21 protein-coding genes are annotated in these 19854 nt (G+C 39.2%); 15 read left to right on the top strand and 6 right to left on the bottom strand.

Translation table 11 applies throughout. The annotated features are described in order from the left end of the window. The first annotated feature begins 8 nt into the window (after nt 1–8). From ACP6L2_RS10770 to ACP6L2_RS10715, 12 genes are all read left to right on the top strand, one after another. On the top strand, nt 9–341 hold the full coding sequence (locus tag ACP6L2_RS10770) for a DUF4133 domain-containing protein (RefSeq protein ID WP_002993179.1): 333 nt from the start codon (nt 9–11) through the stop codon (nt 339–341). Continuing rightward, entirely contained in the window at nt 338–2839 is a 2502-nt protein-coding gene (locus tag ACP6L2_RS10765) for a TraG family conjugative transposon ATPase (RefSeq protein ID WP_002993178.1), read from the top strand. The genes ACP6L2_RS10770 and ACP6L2_RS10765 overlap by 4 nt, the downstream gene beginning before the upstream one ends. A gap of 27 nt (nt 2840–2866) precedes the next feature. Then, a complete protein-coding gene (locus ACP6L2_RS10760) occupies nt 2867–3499 on the top strand; it encodes a DUF4141 domain-containing protein (RefSeq protein WP_002993177.1) in 633 nt (210 codons plus the stop codon). A 3-nt stretch (nt 3500–3502) separates the two neighbouring features. Next, nucleotides 3503–4498 (top strand): conjugative transposon protein TraJ, encoded by a 996-nt coding sequence (traJ, locus tag ACP6L2_RS10755; protein ID WP_002993175.1) that lies wholly within the window; start codon nt 3503–3505, stop codon nt 4496–4498. A gap of 20 nt (nt 4499–4518) precedes the next feature. Then, a complete protein-coding gene (traK, locus tag ACP6L2_RS10750) occupies nt 4519–5142 on the top strand; it encodes a conjugative transposon protein TraK (protein ID WP_440509196.1) in 624 nt (207 codons plus the stop codon). Between the two features lie 10 nt (nt 5143–5152). Further along, nucleotides 5153–5581 (top strand): hypothetical protein, encoded by a 429-nt coding sequence (locus ACP6L2_RS10745; RefSeq protein ID WP_440509194.1) that lies wholly within the window; start codon nt 5153–5155, stop codon nt 5579–5581. A 17-nt stretch (nt 5582–5598) separates the two neighbouring features. Next, complete coding sequence (locus ACP6L2_RS10740; protein WP_002993171.1) at nt 5599–5883, top strand: hypothetical protein; 285 nt, start codon at nt 5599–5601, stop codon at nt 5881–5883. Further along, a complete protein-coding gene (gene traM / locus ACP6L2_RS10735) occupies nt 5870–7216 on the top strand; it encodes a conjugative transposon protein TraM (protein ID WP_002993170.1) in 1347 nt (448 codons plus the stop codon). The genes ACP6L2_RS10740 and traM overlap by 14 nt, the downstream gene beginning before the upstream one ends. Before the next feature lie 24 nt (nt 7217–7240). Continuing rightward, nucleotides 7241–8134, top strand: coding sequence for a conjugative transposon protein TraN (gene traN, locus ACP6L2_RS10730; RefSeq protein ID WP_440509192.1), 894 nt, complete (start codon nt 7241–7243; stop codon nt 8132–8134). Nucleotides 8135–8161: 27 nt separating this feature from the next. Further along, nucleotides 8162–8722 carry a conjugal transfer protein TraO gene (locus ACP6L2_RS10725; protein ID WP_002993168.1) on the top strand — a complete coding sequence of 187 codons (561 nt, stop codon included), beginning with the start codon at nt 8162–8164 and terminating at the stop codon, nt 8720–8722. Nucleotides 8723–8733: 11 nt separating this feature from the next. Continuing rightward, nucleotides 8734–9183 carry a DUF3872 domain-containing protein gene (locus ACP6L2_RS10720; protein ID WP_002993167.1) on the top strand — a complete coding sequence of 150 codons (450 nt, stop codon included), beginning with the start codon at nt 8734–8736 and terminating at the stop codon, nt 9181–9183. Nucleotides 9184–9304: 121 nt separating this feature from the next. Continuing rightward, nucleotides 9305–9586 carry a molybdenum ABC transporter permease gene (locus tag ACP6L2_RS10715; RefSeq protein ID WP_099372366.1) on the top strand — a complete coding sequence of 94 codons (282 nt, stop codon included), beginning with the start codon at nt 9305–9307 and terminating at the stop codon, nt 9584–9586. 59 nt (nt 9587–9645) lie between these two features. On the opposite strand, the gene ACP6L2_RS10710 is transcribed toward ACP6L2_RS10715, so the two are convergent. Both ACP6L2_RS10710 and ACP6L2_RS10705 read right to left on the bottom strand, forming a co-directional pair. Continuing rightward, complete coding sequence (locus ACP6L2_RS10710; protein WP_002993164.1) at nt 9646–12297, bottom strand: hypothetical protein; 2652 nt, start codon at nt 12295–12297, stop codon at nt 9646–9648. Further along, on the bottom strand, nt 12297–13898 hold the full coding sequence (locus ACP6L2_RS10705; protein WP_002993163.1) for a hypothetical protein: 1602 nt from the start codon (nt 13896–13898) through the stop codon (nt 12297–12299). Before ACP6L2_RS10705 ends, ACP6L2_RS10710 begins: the two co-directional genes overlap by 1 nt. Nucleotides 13899–13911: 13 nt before the next feature. Between ACP6L2_RS10705 and ACP6L2_RS10700 the strand changes: the two genes are divergently transcribed. The 3 genes from ACP6L2_RS10700 (at nt 13912) to ACP6L2_RS10690 (ending at nt 15322) form a co-directional block, all read left to right on the top strand. Further along, nucleotides 13912–14385 carry a helix-turn-helix domain-containing protein gene (locus tag ACP6L2_RS10700; protein ID WP_232046357.1) on the top strand — a complete coding sequence of 158 codons (474 nt, stop codon included), beginning with the start codon at nt 13912–13914 and terminating at the stop codon, nt 14383–14385. 28 nt (nt 14386–14413) lie between these two features. Continuing rightward, a complete protein-coding gene (locus ACP6L2_RS10695; protein ID WP_425565270.1) occupies nt 14414–14665 on the top strand; it encodes a helix-turn-helix domain-containing protein in 252 nt (83 codons plus the stop codon). 273 nt (nt 14666–14938) lie between these two features. Continuing rightward, the gene (locus ACP6L2_RS10690; RefSeq protein WP_002993158.1) at nt 14939–15322 is read left to right on the top strand and encodes a response regulator transcription factor; all 384 of its coding nucleotides are present in this window, start codon (nt 14939–14941) and stop codon (nt 15320–15322) included. A 2-nt stretch (nt 15323–15324) separates the two neighbouring features. On the opposite strand, the gene ACP6L2_RS10685 is transcribed toward ACP6L2_RS10690, so the two are convergent. The 4 genes from ACP6L2_RS10685 to ACP6L2_RS10670 are packed head-to-tail and all read right to left on the bottom strand — an operon-like array spanning nt 15325 to nt 19461. After that, nucleotides 15325–16176 (bottom strand): hypothetical protein, encoded by an 852-nt coding sequence (locus tag ACP6L2_RS10685; RefSeq protein WP_002993157.1) that lies wholly within the window; start codon nt 16174–16176, stop codon nt 15325–15327. Between the two features lie 5 nt (nt 16177–16181). Continuing rightward, a complete protein-coding gene (locus ACP6L2_RS10680; RefSeq protein ID WP_002993156.1) occupies nt 16182–17630 on the bottom strand; it encodes an argonaute/piwi family protein in 1449 nt (482 codons plus the stop codon). Beyond that, on the bottom strand, nt 17627–19129 hold the full coding sequence (locus tag ACP6L2_RS10675) for an SMEK domain-containing protein (RefSeq protein ID WP_002993155.1): 1503 nt from the start codon (nt 19127–19129) through the stop codon (nt 17627–17629). The genes ACP6L2_RS10680 and ACP6L2_RS10675 overlap by 4 nt, the downstream gene beginning before the upstream one ends. Nucleotides 19130–19152: 23 nt before the next feature. After that, a complete protein-coding gene (locus ACP6L2_RS10670) occupies nt 19153–19461 on the bottom strand; it encodes a helix-turn-helix domain-containing protein (protein WP_002993154.1) in 309 nt (102 codons plus the stop codon). Nucleotides 19462–19854: the final 393 nt, after the last annotated feature.

Below are 19854 nucleotides of genomic sequence, written 5' to 3'. Positions count from 1 at the left end.
TCTGCCTTATGAACAGTTATAACATTAACAAAGGCATTGGCAGGACAGTGGAATTTAAAGGGCTGAAAGCCCAATACCTGTTCATATTCGCTGGTGGTCTGCTCGGTACGCTCATCTTCGTGATGATATTGTATATGGCTGGCGTAAGTAATTACGTCTGCCTGTTTCTCGGAGCTGGCGGTGCTTCGCTCATTGTATGGCAGACCTTTTCGCTGAACCGAAAGTACAGAGAACACGGACTAATGAAAGTAGGTGCGAGAAAACGACACCCTCGCTACATTATTTGTCGTAAGCCTGTACGCAGGTATTTAAAATTCACTCCTAAACCGAAAGCCGTATGAGAAATGTAGCCAAAACAACCACATTGGAACATAAGTTTCCACTCTTGGCAGTAGAAAACAACTGTATCCTGTCCAAAGATGCGGACATAACCGCCTGTTTTGAAGTACGATTGCCTGAGCTGTTTACGGTAGCATCGGCTGAATACGAAGCTATTCACTCCGCCTGGCATAAGGCGATTAAGACATTACCCGATTTTACAGTCATTCACAAGCAAGATTGGTATATCAAAGAAAGCTACACTCCCGATTTGGCACAGGAAGACCAGAGTTTTCTTTCCAAAAGCTATCAACGGCATTTCAACGAACGACCATTCCTGAACCATTATTGCTACCTGTTCCTGACAAAAACGACCAAGAACAGAATGCGTATGCAAAGCAATTTCAGTTCGCTTTGCAAGGGTACGCTTATTCCAAAGGAAATCAATAAGGAAACGATACATCAATTTATGGAAGCGGTCGCACAGTTTGAACGTATCGTGAATGATAGCGGTTTTGTAAACCTGCGACGTTTGACCGAAGACGACATCATCGGAACAGACGAAAAACAGGGATTGCTGGAACAATACCTTACACTTTCGAGAGAAGCCGGAACACCAATGCAGGACATCGCATTAGGAGCGGAAGAAGTGCGTATCGGCAACAAAAGGCTGTCTTTGCACACCTTGTCCGATACGGACGACCTGCCTGCAACTGTTTCGGCTGATACCCGCTTTGAAAAGCTATCTACCGACCGGAGCGACTGCCGTTTGTCGTTTGCTGCACCCGTAGGGTTGTTATTGAGCTGTAACCACATTTACAATCAGTACCTATTCTTGGATAACAGCGAGGACAACCTGCAAAAGTTTGAGAAATCTGCCCGTAATATGCACTCTTTAGCCCGTTATAGTCGGGCGAACCAAATCAATAAGGAGTGGATTGAGAAGTATCTGAACGAAGCACACAGCTTCGGGCTATCTTCTGTAAGAGCACACTTCAATATTATGGCTTGGTCGGAAGACCCTGCGGAACTCAAACAGCTAAAGAACGATTGCGGTAGTGCGTTGGCACTAATGGAGTGTAAGCCCCGCCACAACACGACAGACGTTGCCACATTGTATTGGGCTGCAATGCCAGGCAATGCTGGCGATTTTCCGAGTGAGGAAAGTTTCTATACGTTTATAGAACCTGCCTTGTGCTTCTTTGCAGAAGAAACGAATTACCACAATTCGCCCTCTCCGTTCGGTATCAAAATGGCGGACAGGCTTACAGGAAAACCAATCCATTTGGATATTTCCGATTTGCCGATGAAACGTGGGATTATCACGAACAGAAACAAGTTCATACTTGGTCCGTCAGGTTCGGGAAAATCTTTCTTCACTAACCATATGGTACGCCAATATCACGAACAGGGTGCTCACGTTCTACTCGTAGATACGGGTAACAGTTATCAGGGATTATGCGAACTCATCAAAGGAAAAACCAAAGGCGAAGACGGTGTTTACTTCACGTACACCGAAGATAACCCGATTGCGTTCAATCCCTTTTATACCGATGACGGCGTGTTCGACATCGAAAAGCGGGAAAGTATCAAAACTCTGATACTCACTCTTTGGAAACGGGACGATGAACCGCCGACAAGGTCGGAAGAAGTAGCATTGTCCAATGCTGTTTCCGGTTACATCGAACGTATCAAACAAGATGATACTTATCCGTCATTTAACGGCTTCTATGAGTATGTAAAAGACGACTACCGCAAAGTATTGGAGGAGAAACAAGTCAGGGAAAAAGATTTTGACATTGCCAATTTCCTGAATGTTCTCGAACCCTATTACAAAGGAGGAGAATACGATTATTTGCTCAACTCCGATAAGCAGTTAGACCTTCTTTCCAAACGCTTTATCGTGTTTGAAATTGATGCGATAAAAGACCACAAAATCCTCTTTCCCATAGTCACGATTATCATTATGGAGGTGTTCATTAACAAAATGCGCCGACTGAAAGGTATTCGCAAACTTATCCTGATTGAAGAGGCTTGGAAAGCGATTGCAAAAGAGGGAATGGCAGAATACATCAAGTATTTGTTCAAAACCGTGCGTAAGTTTTTCGGAGAAGCCATTGTCGTAACACAGGAGGTCGATGATATCATCCAGTCGCCCATTGTGAAAGAAAGTATCATCAATAACTCCGACTGTAAAATCCTTTTAGACCAACGCAAGTATATGAACAAGTTTGATGATATACAGGCAATGTTGGGGCTTACCGACAAAGAAAAAGGTCAGGTACTTTCCATCAATATGAACAACGATGCAAGCCGCTTGTACAAAGAGGTTTGGATTGGTTTAGGTGGTACGCACTCGGCAGTCTATGCCACCGAAGTTAGTTTGGAGGAATACCTCGCCTACACCACAGAGGAAACCGAAAAGATGGAAGTGATGCAGCTTGCTGCGGAACTCGATGGTAACGTAGAACTCGCTATTAAGCATATCGCAATGCAACGGCGGGACAATTCAAATCAATAGTCATTAACAATTTAAAAAATCAGAACAATGAAAAAAGTAATGTATCTGGTGTGTACGGCACTGATGCTCGCCGTAGCACCGTCAGCAAAAGCCCAATGGGTTGTAACCGACCCCGCTAATTTGGCTTCAGGGATTATCAACAGTGCGAATGAAATCATACAGACTTCTTCCACCGTGAGTAATGTGATAAAGAACTTCAACGAAGTAAAGAAAGTGTACGACCAGGGCAAGGAGTATTACGACAAGCTGAAAGCTATCAACAACCTTGTAAAAGATGCCCGTAAGGTGCAGCAAACCGTACTCTTGGTGGGCGATGTGTCCGAAATGTACGTGCAGAACTTCGGCAAGATGATGAACGACCCCAATTTTTCGCCACAGGAATTGGTCGCTATTGGCAACGGTTATTCGGCACTGCTCAATGAAAGTACCGAACTGCTGAAAGAACTAAAGCAGATTGTAACCTCTTCAAGCCTTTCGCTGAATGACAAAGAGCGTATGGACATTATTGACCGTGTGTACAAAGAGGTAAAGGATTACCACAGCCTTGTACGCTACTACACCACTAAGAACATTTCTGTGAGCTACCTAAGAGCGAAAAAGAAAAACGATGCCCAAAGAGTGCTTGAACTCTACGGAACTGCTAACCAAAAATACTGGTAAACTATGGAATGGGATAATCTTCACGAACTCCTGCGATCGCTTTATGACGATATGATGCCGCTTGCAGGCGATATGGCGGCAGTAGCTAAGGGTTTGGCGGGATTGGGAGCATTGTTCTATGTAGCATTAAAGGTTTGGCAGGCTTTAAGCCGTGCCGAACCTATTGATATGTTCCCTCTGCTGCGCCCGTTCGCTTTGGGGCTGTGCATTATGTTCTTCCCGACTATCGTACTGGGAACCATCAATGCAGTGTTAAGCCCGGTGGTTGTAGGAACCCACCAAATACTCGAAGACCAGGTGATTGACCTGAACAAGCTGCAACAGCAGAAAGACCAGTTGGAATATGAGGCAATGGTCAGAAATCCTGAAACTGCCTATATGGTATCAGACGAAGAGTTTGATAAGAAACTGGACGAACTGGGTTGGTCGCCGTCCGACATTGGTACAATGGCGGGTATGTATATGGACAGGCAAGCCTACAAGATTGAAAAGGCGATAAAGGACTGGTTTCGCAATCTATTGGAAATACTCTTTCAGGCGGCGGCTTTGGTCATTGATACCATACGAACGTTTTTCCTGATAGTCCTCTCCATACTCGGACCAATAGCCTTTGCTATTTCCGTATGGGACGGCTTTCAGTCCACGCTCACGCAATGGCTCACGAGGTATGTAAGCGTTTACCTGTGGCTTCCCGTTTCGGATTTGTTCAGCTCAATGTTGGCAAGAATACAATCCCTCATATTAGAACGGGATATAGCAATGCTTGCCGACCCCACCTACATTCCTGATACGAGCAATACCGTGTACATCATTTTTATGATTATCGGCATCATCGGGTACTTCACTATACCGACAGTAACAGGTTGGGTAATCCAAGCCGGAGGCGCAGGGAACTTTACCCGCAATGTAAACTCCACGGCAATGAAAGCCGGAAATATCGCCGGAGCAGGCGCAGGTTCGACAGTTGGAAACATCGGCGGTAAACTGATGAATAAATAAACAATTAATCATTCTAAAAAATGGAATTTAAAACGCTAAGAAATATCGAAAACAGCTTTAGGCAGATAAGGTTATATGCCATTGTGTTTGCGGTTCTCTGCACCAGTGTGGTAGGATACGCCGTATGGCGTTCCTACCGCTTTGCAGAAGAACAACGCCAAAAAATCTATGTACTGGATAATGGTAAATCCCTGATGCTTGCCTTGTCGCAGGATGCAAGCATCAACCGCCCGGTTGAAGCAAGGGAACACGTCAGACGTTTCCACGAACTGTTCTTTACGCTTGCCCCCGACAAGAATGCTATTGAAAGCAATATGAGCAGGGCATTCAACCTTGCCGATAAAAGTGCTTTTGATTACTACAAAGACTTATCGGAAAAGGGCTATTACAGCAGGATTATTTCGGGGAACGTGCAACAACGCATAGAGTTAGATAGTGTCGTGTGCAACTTCGACAACTACCCGTATGCAGTGCGCACCTATGCCAAACAGTTCATCATCCGGTCAAGCAATGTAACCAGACGTAACCTGATTACTTCCTGCTATCTCGTTAACTCCGTTCGCTCTGACAACAACCCGCAAGGTTTCAATATTGAAAAATTTGCAGTCGTGGAAAACAGGGATATCGAAGTCATCGAACGCTAAAAACAATCTTATGGAAGCATTATCAGATTTAAAAACGTTCGCAAAAATCCTTACAGACAAAGGATATAACGGCTATTTCCATACGCAGGGTGCGTATGCCAGAAAGCTGAAAGACAGTATCAGCGAATTCCTCAAAAGCTGCCAAAAAGGTGCAGACAATTTACCTAAACAGGATTTATTTCTGACAGGCTACCTACAATGGTCGGGTGATGACAAGCCCCGTGTAGAATGCAGTATGTGGGTAAAATACCTGAATGGCAAATTTTCGCTTAGCCGTATGGAAATATCCAAGAAAGACGGCTTCGGGCAGTTGCTTAAAAAATCAGAACTGGCAAACCTGTCCGTCATATCTGCACCCAAATTAACGGAAGCGGTCGCACTGGTCAACGATGAGCCAAAGCAACAGGCGGGTAAAAGTCCTAAGCGTTTCAAGCTGTAACAACAAATAGTAAGGCTATGAAAAAATTAAGAGCAAATATGGACAGGTACTTTGACCGGCTCGATGAACGTTGGCGGGCGTTGCCTTTGCGCAAACAGCGCCAATATACGCTGTACTTCTTTGTGGTTTACCTACTGCTCACCGTAGTGGTCATTGGCAAAGTGATGTACGACACCTCAAAGTCAGGTAACAATATGGTCATTAAACATATTGAGAACCCTGTCCTTAAAAATGGAAATCCTGCAAGGTTGCCGGATAGTGTATCAACAATTTTAAAAAATCAGATTTATGAAAGAAAATGAGAACAAAAAATCGGTTGTTCGGGTAACGGAGGGGAACCCGAATGAAACTGCTGATGTGTTGCAAGACGGCGCACAGAACAAAGCCGACAAACTCAAAAAGCCACTTATATTCCTTTTAATGGGAGTGGTATTTCTCGGCTGTATGTACCTGATATTTAAACCGTCGAAAGACAAAAAGGCGGTGGAGAACATCGGATTAAACGATGCCGTACCACAGGCTACCGGGGCAGGAATGCCTGCCGATAAAGGCAAGGCGTATGAACAGGAAATGCTCGAACGCAAAGAGCAGGAAAAGCGCAATGCACTGACCACGCTTTCTGATTATTGGAATACTGAAGACAGTGCATCTGCTGACAATGAAGAAGGTTTACCTGAACAAGATGAAGAAAGCAACGGCTTTGGCGGTGGCGGCAGAAATTCGGGAAGAAACGGTAATCATGGATTGAACAGCTACAGAAATATGCAAAGCACATTGGGTTCATTCTATCAGGATAATAATTCTGAAACAATGGAACTCCGCAGGCAACTGGACGAAATGAAAGAAAAGCTGGCCGAGAAAGATGTGCCACCTGTGGCCACCGTTGACGACCAACTCAAATTAATGGAGAAATCCTATGAAATGGCTGCAAAGTATCTTCCGCAAAATGCTAACACCGGAAATGCTGCTCCTGCCAACGGTGCAACTACTGGGGCTGCGGGTGCTAACCAAAAAGAGCAATTTGTATCGTTCACACCAACAAGAAAGAACATTGTATCAGCCTTGTACCGTGAACCGTCGGACAGTGCCTTTGCAGCCGATTGGAGCCAAACAAAAAGCCGCGGGTTCTATACCGCAGGTTCTACTGAAGAGGTAGTACAGCCTAAAAACAGCATCAAAGCCTGTGTAAACGAAGCCCAGACAGTAGTTGGCGAAACGGGTGTGCGCTTACGACTATTAGAGCCTGCTAAAACCCCGCAACGTACCATTCCCAAAGGAACAATTGTAACGGCTAATGCAAAATTTCAGAATGGCAGGCTACAATTAAAAGTTACCTCCGTAGAACTGGAGGGCAACATCATTCCGGTAGATATAATCATTTACGATTTGGACGGGCAGCAAGGCTTGTACGTTCCGTATTCGCCGGAAATGAATGCACTTACCGAAATGGCGGCCAATATGAGCCAGACAGGGGGAACAAGCGTAATGCTCACGCAGAATGCCGGACAGCAGGTAGCGGCTGATTTAAGCCGTGGCGTGGTACAGGGTATCTCAGGCTATTTCGCCAAGAAAGTAAGAACGCCAAAGGTTACACTGAAAGCGGGCTATCAGGTCTTTCTTGTATCTAAAAAATAATGTTGAACTCAAATAAATAAAACAATGAAAAATCATTTAAAAACCTTTTGGGCTTTTGCCCTGATACTCGGCTTTGCCGTAAACTCTTACGCACAGGACACCATCAGAACGCCGCTTGCCCTGGGCAAGATAGAACCGTACCGTATGGAAGTAACTTACGATAAAACTTCGCACTTGATTTTCCCGACCGCCATTCGTTATGTGGACTTGGGCAGCGAATACCTGATAGCAGGAAAAGCCGAAGATGCAGAAAACGTGTTGCGTGTGAAAGCATCTGTAAGGGACTTTGAGCCTGAAACCAATTTTTCCGTTATCACGAATGACGGTCGTTTTTACAACTTCAACGTGTATTACAGTTCCTACCCGGCGGCAATGAGCTATGACCTGCTCACGATGCAGAAAGCGGTAGATAAAGCCAATGGTAACGATGTGCTTTTTGAAGAATTGGGCAACAATTCGCCCTCGCTGGCAGGCTTGCTACTGGAAACCATTTACAAGAAAGACAAACGCATTGTAAAGCATATTGGAGCTAAGAGCTTCGGCATTCAGTTTATGCTCAAAGGCATTTACATCCACAACGGCAAATACTATTTGCATACGGAATTGAGAAACCGTACCAATGTGCCATTTCAGATTGATTTTGTGAATTTCAAGGTAGTGGATAAAAAGGTAGCCAAACGTACCGTAGTACAGGAACGTCCGATGATACCGCTACGCACTTACAAACCATTGGACGAGATCGGTGGAAAAACCATCGAGCAAAACGTGTTCATGTTAGACCAATTTACCATTGCTGATGACAAGGTATTACTGATTGAGATTTTCGAGAAAAACGGTGGCAGGCATCAAACACTTCCGATAGAAAACTCTGATTTAATCAAGGCTCGTTTGATTAACGATATGCACCTGAAATTTTAATAACCCTTTAAATAAGATAGCAATAAAATGAAAAAGTATATCTATACCGTGATGCTTGTTTTAATGGGCATCACAATGGCACAGGCACAACGAATGCTGCCTAAACAGAAAGGCTTGGAAATAAGCACAGGCGTATTATCCAATGATAAGATTGGCAATGATTATTACATCAGTGTAGCGATGACTGTAAATGGTAAAAACGGCAATTACCAGCTTTGGGCATTGGAATATACACACCAATACCACGACTATAAAGACCTGCGCATACCGCAGGAAAGTTATAGTGCCGAAGGCGGTTACAGTTTCTACTTGTTGGGCGATGCCCGAAAAAACATCACGCTGAATTTAGGAATAACAGGCGTAGTCGGTTATGAAAGCATTAACCGGGGCGAAGCTATGTTGTATGACGGATCGAAGATACTGAGCGAGGACAATTTTATCTACGGAGCTGGTGGACGGCTCACATTTGAAACGTACCTGTCCGACCGATTTGTATTAGTCCTGCAAGGGCGTACAAAAGTCCTTTGGGGTAAAGACTTAGAACAGTTCCGACCGTCCGTAGGTATGGGATTAAGGTTTAACTTTTAAAACAGAAAACAATGATAGCAATATTCAATAATTTCAGAATAGGATTACTGCCGATATATGTATTCCTGGCAATCCTCACAGCTTCGGTTACGTTGGTATCTTGTAGCAAAGATGATGAACTCGAAATACAAAAGGACTTTCCTTTTGAGGTCAAAGTGATGCCAGTGCCTAAATATGTTGCCAACGGCCAGACGGTAGAGATCCGCATTACAATACAGCGAACTGGAAATTATAGCAGCACGCAATATTTCCTTCGCTACTTCCAGTTTGACGGAAAGGGCACACTTAGGTATTACGATGAGCCGCCGTACCTACCTAATGATCTGTATGAGTTACCAACCGAGCAGTTCCGTTTGTACTATACTTCGGCATCTGCAGTATCTCAATCCTTTGAGGTTTGGATTTCGGATAACTTCGGGAACGAAAAGCAGATAACTTTTCAGTTTAACAGTAGTGATTAATACAGCATGTCAATTCATAAAAAACGGCTTATTGGATTGGTAAGCCGTTTTTGTATTGAATACGCATCGTTCAGGGGCTAAACAAATATTTTTTTGTAAATTCAAATAGTGGAAATAAACTATGGTTGCATCACTCGTTATAGGTATCATATTTTTGGTTGCAGGCTTGGTACTTCGTTACTGGATTAACCGTAGAAAGTTTTACAGGCGCAGCTCTATGGGAACTGAGGGGTTCTCATCTTATGAAAGTTCGATTTTCATTAAATTGATTGAAAAGGTTGGCAAATGGATAGCTTATGCGTTGATTATATTTGGGCTGTTGTCGTTATGGGTTTATTCCCTTGAAAAAAAGGAAAAACAGCAGCCTGACGTAACAACCGAACAACCTGCCCAACGCAGATAATTATTACAGAATTTTAAAAGCAAATCGGATAGCCCAAAAGGTTATCCGATTTTTTATGACTACAAATCCGTACAAATAAAAGAAGAGAGCCTTAACGGCAAATATATTTCATCTGGGCTATGTTTTATATAATCTTCTTTAACATCATCCCACATAAAGCCTGGTCTAACTAGCGTAAAGTCATTTATTTTATTTACTGATTGAACATAGCTGTAACCCCACGGAGATTTGTAAATAATTTGACCTTGAACTGCCAGTGTATCGAAGTTTTTTTCTGCAAGTTGCTTCATAACTTTTTTAAATGCTGGACAAACTTTGTAATAAAACACCATCAGATTCTGTTCAAGTCCTTTGGTTCGCTGTTTTAGGTCAGAAATTCTAAGATTGATTTTAATTTGCAAATCATCAAAATTATTTTCAAAATCATCAATATTTTTCCACCCTAAATAATGAAGCGTGTTTAGAAGCATTGAAAAAAAGTAATGCATCTCGCCATCTTTCCAATAATTGTTTATCAGGCAAACAATCGTGTTTACAAGTGCATCGGCTTTTAATTCCTCAACTTTCTTTTTTGTATAATCAAATTCGTATTCTTTAAAGCCTGTTCTTGCCAACATTAAAAAGTCGCCTATTAAGTTTAAACAACAACCTTTCACATTATTGTTGTCATAATTGTTGCTAAACGGAAGATAGCTAAAGAAATGTTGCTTTTCTTGCTCGTCGTATTTTTCTGTTTTGCCTCCATATTCAAGTATCAGCTCAAGCGTTATCAAATATTTGGTTAAGTCTGTTAATGTGGGTTTATAGTTTTGGGGTCTATTGTTACCATAAAGAAGTTCTTGCTGATTATAATACAGATTATCAAAATAGCTTGTCAATTTTCTTTTTTCAGACTTTAGCAACGCAAAAGAAAGATTACGAACTATTTTTACTTCGTTTTTCTCATTGCCATCAATGTTACCTAAATTTTCTTCCTGTTCATCAATGCTAATATCAATCTGTCTGTTTATGGACAGAGATTTTGAGTGAATGAATTTTAAAACATCTAAAACCCGAAGCGAAAGAGAAGAAAGCAAAAGACTTTTCTCATACGCAGAATGCTCAATTGGTTTGTAAGAAGAAAGGTCATACAGCTTTTCGGGCTCGTTGTTTCCGTCTCTTTTTGCATCTGTAGTTTTACGGCTATTCAGAATACTTGCACTTTCTTCGTTTTCCGTTTCATCAATTATCGCATAATGCAACAAGTCGAGAACTTTGCTTAGTTCTCCATTTTGGATTTCGCTGTAAATCCTTTCTATGTCTTCAGTTTTAGGATTTGGATGGGTTTTGGCAAGATGAAAATAATCAGACACCAAAAGTTTGTTTGATACAAATTCATCCTCCATATTAGCCAATTGAACGTACTGAAAACTACCTAATTCTGCATTGAGTTTTACTTTTAGTTCTTGCTCAAACTTCGAGAATGTTTGGGAATGAAAATATCGGTTCTCTTTATCAAAAAGCATAAATTTAAACGGTTCTGAGAAATTGCCATTTAAGTGAATTGTAAGCTCATCATAAATCAATTCTGCGCTAAGAAGTTGAACCTGAAATTTATTATTCTTGATTATCGTTTCATAAATGGATTTATGAGCTGTAGAAGTAAAATCTGAAAGTTGTTTTTTGTTGCCAACTTTCAATTTTATGCCTAATTTATTAAGCAAGCCACCTTTTTCAGATCGTATAAGAAGTGAAACTTCTGCATTTGCATTTTTTCCTGCTAATGCCAAGCCCTCCGGTGTTATATTGGCACTTCCGAAAAGGCAAAATTCTTTACCATCTTTTGTTTTAATATGGATAATCTTTCCGTGAAGTTTAGAGTTTGAATTATCAGATTTCGAATATTGAACTCTACTGATACCAGCATTGCACCAGTCGTAAAATGAAAATGTTTTACTTAAATCCATTGCCGATGGAATAAAACCACTTTCTTCTAAAACCACATTAATATCTGCTTTTGGGAAAAGATTTTTAAGCTCTTGCAGTACCTTTCCTTTGCTATCATAAAATGGAGAAATGGTAGTAATTTCAACAATTTTTTCGTTGCTAATATGTTTTAATAGCTCATTCCAAATCGAAGAGGTTTCGGAATTGAATAAAAAAGCAACTTTCTCTTTTTGTGAAGTATTTAAAAATTCAAACGGTTTTACTGCTGGTAATTCATTAAGCCATTTTGAATGTTCAATTATCCACCTTGTGGTCTTTTCATTCATCTGACCTTTAACTGTTGATGAAAGCATCGATAAATAATTCCAAGCAGATGAAAATATTGGGGCGTTCTCGGTCGAACGAATATCAAAATGATATGCTCCCCAAATTTCATCGTTGTTTCCATTTCCCGAATTGGTAAGATTTCCTGAACCAACAATTAATAAACCCTCCTTATCGCCAAATAGCATCCAGATTTTTGGATGAAATACTGAATTTTGAAAAACAGGATAAAGTGAATAACCGGCAGTAAGTTGCATTTCTTCGCCAGTGGCTTGTCGCATCAACTCTGAATAATAGTAGCCGTCAATAAAAACATTAATGTTTCTCACACCACACGAACGCAACCATTTCATTGCTTTCATTTCAAAAAAGTAAAAGTCAAAGCTGAAAGTGGTAAGAATACAAGAATGGTATCTTCTGCTTCCAATTAAAGTCAAAATGTTTTCTCTTTCTAATGCCATTAGTCAACCAAAAGTTTTGTGTGAAGCGGAGACAAAACCTTTTCCTCGTCGATTACCTGCAAATCAAACATTATGTTTTGCAAAGCATTCATTCTCGGCGATGTATTTCTTGGTGGAAATATGTCGATGAAACGGATGTATTGTTCTTCTATAAAAAATTTATGCGTGGATTGTGAGCCATTACCCATTTTTCTAAGGGCAACCATTGTGTGTCTGTAAATTATTTTGCGTAAAATAAATTGTTCAACAAAATCTTTAAGAATTTCTTTCTCTGCTTTATGAACTGTAAGGATGCCATCAACCATATTTCCATCTCTTTCTGTTCTCTTTCTACTCATAAATTCTTTCAAAGGATGCAATTGTTCTCTATTATTTTTGAACAGCTGAAGTAAAAGCATGAAACCGTATTTACCAGCAAGAATTGGGTCGTTGGTTTGGTTGATTGCTCTTTTCGTTTCCTCTTCGTCGTTCGTATCTGGAATGAGTGATAAAATTTCTGAAACTAAAGATGTGGGCTGTATTGATTGGTTAAAATCTTTGCAAATTTCTTTTGAGATGCTATCCGAAAACTTCTCAACAAAAGACGGCAAATATTGGTCTTGTTGAAAATCGTAAAGATGTTGCAGCAATGCCCAAAATATTGTTCCGCAACTGTATTGCCAATATTCATTTAGTTGATAGCAATACCAACCGATGTTTGTTTCTGTTTCGGGTTGAGTGCTTGAACCTAATTTTTTATGATAGCTTTCGAGCAAAAATTTATACCAATTATAGTCATTATCGTTTTGAACCGCTGTTTTTATTAGCGATAAAATGGTTTCTCTTCTATGAAAAGTCACCAATTCTTCAACTTCTTGGCTTGGCTCATCTTTGTCAAGGAGCATTTCCATATACAATTGCCATTCACTGCTTTCAGTTTCTATAGTCTCAATCGCAAAATATTTGATTAGTTCTGGTATATCCGATTGGTAAAGCTTTCCTTTTTTTATGTTGCTGTAAAATAACTCTTTTATTTGGGGGGATAATGATATCTCAAAAGCATTAGCTAATTGTTTTCCTGAAACTTTTTGTCTGGGATGTGGTTGGCTTATATTGTAAACAACGTCTCCAAAATCATTTACCGCAGTAATAATTAATGAAAGAGCTTGCATCGCCCCATAATAATATTGCCCAAAAGCACCGGACGGATATTTCCAATACACATTTTTGTCTGTACCGTCTTTATCAGCCCCCTCAGCTAAATCAAAATAATCATTTTCAATCGTGTTGAGTAGGTTTGATGCGAAATTACTTCCTGTAATTTGCTGAACTGCTTTCCGCTGACTTTGCATTATGATAGCAATCATTAACTCAGCCCTGCGAATAAAGCGGTATTGCTCTTTTGAATTTCCCTTTTTCTCTGTTTTAAAGTAAAAATCTAATAACCAGCAATAAAAGCCATAGTACCGCAGTCGATTAGTCAAGTTAGAAATTCCGGGCAACATCGTTGCATAAGTTGCCTCTGAAGTTGTCTGAAGCCCTAATGGGTCAAGTCCTGTAATTAAATTTATTGATGCTCCCCAAAACGGATAGTTTGATTTGCCTTTTTGTAATAATGCCATTTAAAAATTCTTATTGAATTTGTTATTAACCTATAATTTTCAAATTTACAAAATAAACTATGCTGAAATTTATCGCGGAGCCAAACACTACCTTTCAGAGCCAAAGCCTGCAACATTTTCTAACGCTATCATAAGCATTTATAAATTCGACTTCCATAGTAAAATTGAGCAAACAATGGAAGTAATTGCAATACAAAAGTCGGCACTAGACGGAATGAAAAATGAGCTAAAAGCACTTTTGGAATTGACCGAAAATGCCACACAGAAATATACGCCCATTTTTAAAGCGGAACAATGGCTCGATAACCAGGAAGTATGTCTGATGATGAACATTACCAAGCGGACTTTACAGACCCACAAAAGCAAAGGACTATTACCGTATTCAAAACTGAACCGTAAAAATTATTATAAACGCTCAGATGTACAGGCTTTGCTCGAAGCCGGACAGCTGGACAATACTACTGAAAATGGATTTATTCACGAATGATAGTGACGATATCATCGCCCACAGGGAAATGATTACACAGCTACGAAATCGTATTGAACAGATATTAAAAAACTACCGTCCTGTAATGAACGGTGAAATATATCTTTCGGGCGAAGATGTGTGCAAGCTGTTACATATCAGCAGACGGACTTTACAGCAATATCGTGATGACCAAATACTCCCATACATCCAGATAGGCGGCAAAATCATTTTTAAGCAAACCGACCTTTTACGGATACTTGAACAAAACTATGTCTGCAATGGACAAAAGAACAAGTAACGGATTTCAAGCAATCATATTTCTATATCGAAACGAGTTTAGTATCTTTGCTATGTAAAATATAGAAATACTTAAAGTGTTTTTGCTTTAAGTCCCACATTGAAAACTGGTAATTTTTAGACAACGGGACGATAAGGAAGAACGCTCATGCCATAGGCGTGGGCGCTCGCTTATTCGTTGTCGGGTATACCAGTACCTCAATGTGCGGTAAGTGTAGTTGCCTGCGCTTTCTTTTTGTGCAGGAACTTCATCTAACTCAAAAAAAGGTAACGTATGAAAACTGGTACTGTACAAGAAACAATCTCCCTGTCTTTTATCAATGACAAAAGCCCTGTAACCGATAACATCTGCAAAGATCTCGCTGCATCTGGAATGGAAATACTATCTCGGTCAGAAAGCATTGAAAATGGGCTAACACAGTTGTCTTCATTGAATGAACTCCCCAAAGTCTGTATTATTGACTTGGATTTTTACGACCAAAATGTGCTTAAACAGCTTCAAGAATTAAGGAAAGAGTACCCTGCAATCAAACTGGTTGCCCATAGCGATATTGATGATGAGAAAGTTGGGAAATCTCTTTTAGAGATTGGGTTTTCAAGTTATCTACTACTTGGAAGCGATGTTGATGATTTTAAGAAAGCTATCTTCAGTGCTTAAGACTATATTTCATCATCATCGTCTCCATACCAACTTGAAGTATCCACATCGTAGTCATCGACCTCAAACTTAGAGGACGGAAAATCCTCTTCAATTTGATAGCGTATCTTCGTTTCAAAAGGGAATGTTTCTGGCAAGTCTAATCCATCACCTTCACGTCTTTCTTTATTAGACCCATATTCAAGAATCACATGTAAATCTCCAAAGACGTCCACTACAATTTCATATTCATTAATTTCTGAAATATGATATTCTGACACTTCACTATATTCCAGTGAATGGTGAGGTGCAAGTCGATCAACATTCTCAAAAAAATTAGTTACAACGGATGATACCATATGCTCTTCGATATGTCCATCAAGGAATTGTTTAAGATCTTCACGATAGTTCTCAATTGTTTCTACCAAACTAATAAAAGAGTTAAGTACATCTTGGCTCATACGCTCAATTTCAGAATCGCTAATATTAAACACCTCAGGATTAATATGGGTATACTTGCTTAAAGTATTGATTGTTTCTTTTACATCCTTTATCATGTCTTTGAGTTCGTCAACCTCAAATCCCCAACGATCTAAAAAAGTGTCGTCTATTCCACCTTGGACTGCGTATTTAATTCTTTGGTTTCTTGTAGGTTTTCCGTCTGCAGTTTCGGGGCTAAACCAAACACAATTTTTCACACGTTCTTCCGGAGCAAGGTTATATAAAAAATGTCGTGACAACTCCCTTATAGAGCATGCAAAATTATTAAAGCGAAGTTTGTTTGTTCGATCATTTAAGCTAGCAATTGAAGCTTCAAATAAATCCAACTCAAATTGGTTGGATAGTAATTGTTTTATTTTTTCGGCTTTCTCCATAGTCTCTACATATAAAAGCTGTATTTAAGCTGCATACTATCTTCTTGGTTCAAATATTTTAATATTTCTCCAACATTTCTCGCACATTCAATTGTAATAGGCATCTGCCTATCAAATTGTGTATTATTCCAATTCATTTTGGTTAATGCAAGGATTTCATCGCAAATGATGTTTGGAGATTCATCATGTTGTGCTAATTTTATTTCAATGGCTCGAGGGATATATCTACCTGGATACGTTTCGTAGTACGGCACAGATCCTCTTGTATATAGCAAGTGGTGTTTATAACTCATAGCGAAATGTGTTCCCCTCATCGGCGGATAATTGCCATTCCTGTATAATCTTAAATCAGATGTTTGTATAGAAACTAAGTCAACTTGATTTATATGCAAATCACGAGCTGCTTGGGTAAACCCGTAAACTTCATCTTCACTGAAGTTAGAGGTCTTATGGATTACTAGTCTTTTCGGAAAAATTTTTACGGCTTCATAATATTCAGTTAGGGACTGCTTTAGAAGATTGAATGCTTGTTCTTCACTTAGATGTGGTGTTCTATCGTTTTTTTTCAAAGTAATTTCCTCACCTCTTAAAATGACACCTTTCCCTAACTCATTAAATATTTGGGCAATACTTGTTTGTGTTGAGCTTCTATCTCTACTTTTAAAGAAGCTTATACCGGCATAACAAGTAGTTTCAGCAGTGTCTTTTCTGATCAATGCCCAAGGCGTTCCTGAAGCTTTATAGTATAATGCTGTAAAAAAATTCCAAGCAACCGTTGCAGGATCTTGCATCTCTTTGGTTGGTTTTGCAACTCTATCCCTAATGATTTGGATAGGCACATTATATTGCATTGCCTTTGCTTTAAGATTTCTCCTGAAATTCTGTTCTTTTGAAGAAACCTCATCTTCATCAAAATCACGTTCATGAACTTCAGTTTCTTCTTCATCTTCACCAGAAGCTTTTGCCTTAGCTTCGGTAATATGTTTCATTAAATTTTCAGGCAAAGCGCAAAGAATTACATCTGGTTTTTTGTTTTTAGATAAGAATTTGATTTCAGCTAAATAGAGTTCTGTAATTTCTGCAATTATCGTTTCCAGGGAGTTGCTTTTCTTGACGATTTTCTCTAAATCAGAGTTATTTAACTTTCTTAGGTATGTATCATCATAATTGATCTCGCACTTAAAGCCTATACTTTTATTGAAACCGCAAAAATTTAGAAAAAGGTTGGGATGTGGGGTTTTACTTTGTTTTCCATCAATATGGGTTTTGCATGATTCTATCCATTCTAAAACTGCATCAACACTGTCAGATTTTCCAACTACTCCAATGGTGATTTTTTCAGGTCTAACTTGATCAATATCAAATGGATTAAAATTGTAAATGCCACTTTTAGGACAAATCTGATGTCCTAAGCCAAATTGTAATGATGGTTCTTCTATATATCTTAATTTCATTGATCAGAAAAAATTGAGTTGGTTAATTCGTTATCAAGGCTTATTTCCGTTGGAGTAAACTCAGATGTTTCTTCAACGATTTTAACGGGTATCCATTTTTGTTCATCTAGGCTGGGAGATAAACTTAATGGCTCATTTTTCGAGGTCTGCAGGTATGGATATTCAGTAACAAACAGGTCCGTATAAGATAAGTAGTACGCAAAGAATCTAAAGTAATTGTAAACAGAATTGTTATTCTCAAGTCGTTTTATTCCTGCCATATATGCTGATTCAAATCGACTTTCCCTATATCCACCCGGATTTGTAAAGCTCCATGTTGGATTTATGACCAAATACCAATCTATTTCAAAATTTAAAAAAGATGCTTTGAATGCTAAGTGTCTATAACAGATTATGTGCCCCTCCTTCTTATTTGTCATTTCGAATATTACTGTCTTGGTAGACTCTTTTTTACCCTTCCATCTAATTTGCTTTGCTTTAGGAGGTCTTGAATTGGCAAATCTGAAAATTCCTCTTGGCGGGAAGAATTCTATTCCTTTATAATAGCAAAGTTGGATCAGAGATTTTCTTAAAAGGTTTTTGAATACTTTGTTACTCGCTTCATCTTGTTCGTAGAAGTCTTTACAATCCAAAGTAGTTATTGTGCCAGCATCTATAATTTTTCTCAATGGTTCGTTGTTTTTAGATAAATCCCGAAAAGTATAAATACACTTTTCATGTAAAATCCAGTCTTCAAAATATACTTTATTTTGTTTTAAAGCCTTTTTGACCAGTGTGTTTGGCTTCAACTTTTTCACTTTCCTTTTTCCAATACTCTCCAAATAATCGTTTAGATTTTCGAGGATAGCTTCTTCATTAATAAACAATTCTGCCTTATACAAAACCTTCGGAAATGATATTTTAACCATGTTAGGCGAAATATCTTCTGGCTCGTTATTCAAGTATCCATTTTCGAACTTAAGCTGGCGCTGTTCAATCTGTATATCCGAAAACTCATGCTCGTATAATTTAGAAATCGCTTGAATTTTGGGCGTTGAGCTTATAGCATTTATTTTCTGAAGAATAACGTCCTTGTCTATAATATGGTCACTTGACTCAAACCCAAAACTATCGGGTATTACATCTTTCAGTTTTGCATCATTGTATTGCGGCTTCTTTTCTGTGAGAATATATAAGTAGAGTACATCAAACTCATTTTGTAGGTCATACTTTGAGAATGTTTCGAGCGTAGTCCTAATTTTATCAAGAGAAGATGTTGACGTAATTTGAAAAGCCACCCTATTCTTAAAGTCGGCCAGATCAATTGCTGGAAAATTTTTCTTTTTTGTAGAATTAAGATTTTCAAGTTCCAACCCGAAAACCTCATTTAATAACGGTACCAAAAAATTCTCTGCATGGATATTAATATGATAATTTCCTATTGCATTAAACCCTTCCACTTCGTGGACAAATCTCGCTGCACAAGTAGTGATCTTGTTGATGTATTCAATCCTGTTCAATTTTTGAAATATTTCGAGGTTTATTATTTAGTTTGTGACATATACTTTATCTTCTTTTCGGCAACTCTAAGAGTTTTATCCGCCAACGATTCGTCTTTTAGCTCAATTGCAATTTTCTCACTGAGGTATTGAATAAGTAATTCTTCTCGTTCTATGCCCAAAATATCTGCGAGTTTAAAAACCTGTTCCTTATTGATATTTCTTTGCCCTCTTTCAATTTTACTCAGAATTGCTGTATCCATTTCGAGCAAAGCAGCAACTTGCCTTAAGAGAAGCCCTTTCTCCTCTCGTTTAGCACGTAATATTTCTCCAACTGTTTTTTTATAATCCATTTTGTGTATTTGAAATATTCTACTTGACAAATAATGTCAAATATACGTTATTCCTTTAACTATTAATCGCATTGAGCAGGCAATATATTATTAACCAGTTATTGTGGCTCTTCAAGGTAATTATCTGATAAAATTAATAACTGTGTGGCGGTAAATAATGCGGCGTTCTTTTGCTTCTTTTCTTTGGTCGCCAATGTGGCAAGAAAAGAAGTTCCCTAAAACAACAAAAGGGATAATGAACATCCCTCAAATAATGTCGCAACCTGTTTGGTAAAATGTGCCGGAATGAATGGTGGGTAGGCATCCCATTTTGCCAAAGAGGTTGCTCCGATTTATGCAAAAAGACTGTCCCGACCATCGGGAGGGAGTGTCTTTTTGCCGCCCGATTTTCCA

Origin of the sequence: Sphingobacterium lactis, assembly GCF_051951495.1 — a bacterium.
Classification (GTDB): domain Bacteria; phylum Bacteroidota; class Bacteroidia; order Sphingobacteriales; family Sphingobacteriaceae; genus Sphingobacterium; species Sphingobacterium lactis_A.
This window is presented reverse-complemented; position numbering and strand designations above follow the sequence as displayed.

What these genes read in the sequence shown, in the direction of transcription:
- ACP6L2_RS10770 (WP_002993179.1), top strand. Translation starts at nt 9, where the DNA reads ATGAACAGTTATAACATTAACAAAGGCATTGGCAGGACAGTGGAATTT.
- ACP6L2_RS10765 (WP_002993178.1), top strand. Translation starts at nt 338, where the DNA reads ATGAGAAATGTAGCCAAAACAACCACATTGGAACATAAGTTTCCACTC.
- ACP6L2_RS10760 (WP_002993177.1), top strand. Translation starts at nt 2,867, where the DNA reads ATGAAAAAAGTAATGTATCTGGTGTGTACGGCACTGATGCTCGCCGTA.
- traJ (WP_002993175.1), top strand. Translation starts at nt 3,503, where the DNA reads ATGGAATGGGATAATCTTCACGAACTCCTGCGATCGCTTTATGACGAT.
- traK (WP_440509196.1), top strand. Translation starts at nt 4,519, where the DNA reads ATGGAATTTAAAACGCTAAGAAATATCGAAAACAGCTTTAGGCAGATA.
- ACP6L2_RS10745 (WP_440509194.1), top strand. Translation starts at nt 5,153, where the DNA reads ATGGAAGCATTATCAGATTTAAAAACGTTCGCAAAAATCCTTACAGAC.
- ACP6L2_RS10740 (WP_002993171.1), top strand. Translation starts at nt 5,599, where the DNA reads ATGAAAAAATTAAGAGCAAATATGGACAGGTACTTTGACCGGCTCGAT.
- traM (WP_002993170.1), top strand. Translation starts at nt 5,870, where the DNA reads ATGAAAGAAAATGAGAACAAAAAATCGGTTGTTCGGGTAACGGAGGGG.
- traN (WP_440509192.1), top strand. Translation starts at nt 7,241, where the DNA reads ATGAAAAATCATTTAAAAACCTTTTGGGCTTTTGCCCTGATACTCGGC.
- ACP6L2_RS10725 (WP_002993168.1), top strand. Translation starts at nt 8,162, where the DNA reads ATGAAAAAGTATATCTATACCGTGATGCTTGTTTTAATGGGCATCACA.
- ACP6L2_RS10720 (WP_002993167.1), top strand. Translation starts at nt 8,734, where the DNA reads ATGATAGCAATATTCAATAATTTCAGAATAGGATTACTGCCGATATAT.
- ACP6L2_RS10715 (WP_099372366.1), top strand. Translation starts at nt 9,305, where the DNA reads ATGGTTGCATCACTCGTTATAGGTATCATATTTTTGGTTGCAGGCTTG.
- ACP6L2_RS10710 (WP_002993164.1), bottom strand. Translation starts at nt 12,297, where the DNA reads ATGGCATTAGAAAGAGAAAACATTTTGACTTTAATTGGAAGCAGAAGA.
- ACP6L2_RS10705 (WP_002993163.1), bottom strand. Translation starts at nt 13,898, where the DNA reads ATGGCATTATTACAAAAAGGCAAATCAAACTATCCGTTTTGGGGAGCA.
- ACP6L2_RS10695 (WP_425565270.1), top strand. Translation starts at nt 14,414, where the DNA reads ATGATTACACAGCTACGAAATCGTATTGAACAGATATTAAAAAACTAC.
- ACP6L2_RS10690 (WP_002993158.1), top strand. Translation starts at nt 14,939, where the DNA reads ATGAAAACTGGTACTGTACAAGAAACAATCTCCCTGTCTTTTATCAAT.
- ACP6L2_RS10685 (WP_002993157.1), bottom strand. Translation starts at nt 16,176, where the DNA reads ATGGAGAAAGCCGAAAAAATAAAACAATTACTATCCAACCAATTTGAG.
- ACP6L2_RS10680 (WP_002993156.1), bottom strand. Translation starts at nt 17,630, where the DNA reads ATGAAATTAAGATATATAGAAGAACCATCATTACAATTTGGCTTAGGA.
- ACP6L2_RS10670 (WP_002993154.1), bottom strand. Translation starts at nt 19,461, where the DNA reads ATGGATTATAAAAAAACAGTTGGAGAAATATTACGTGCTAAACGAGAG.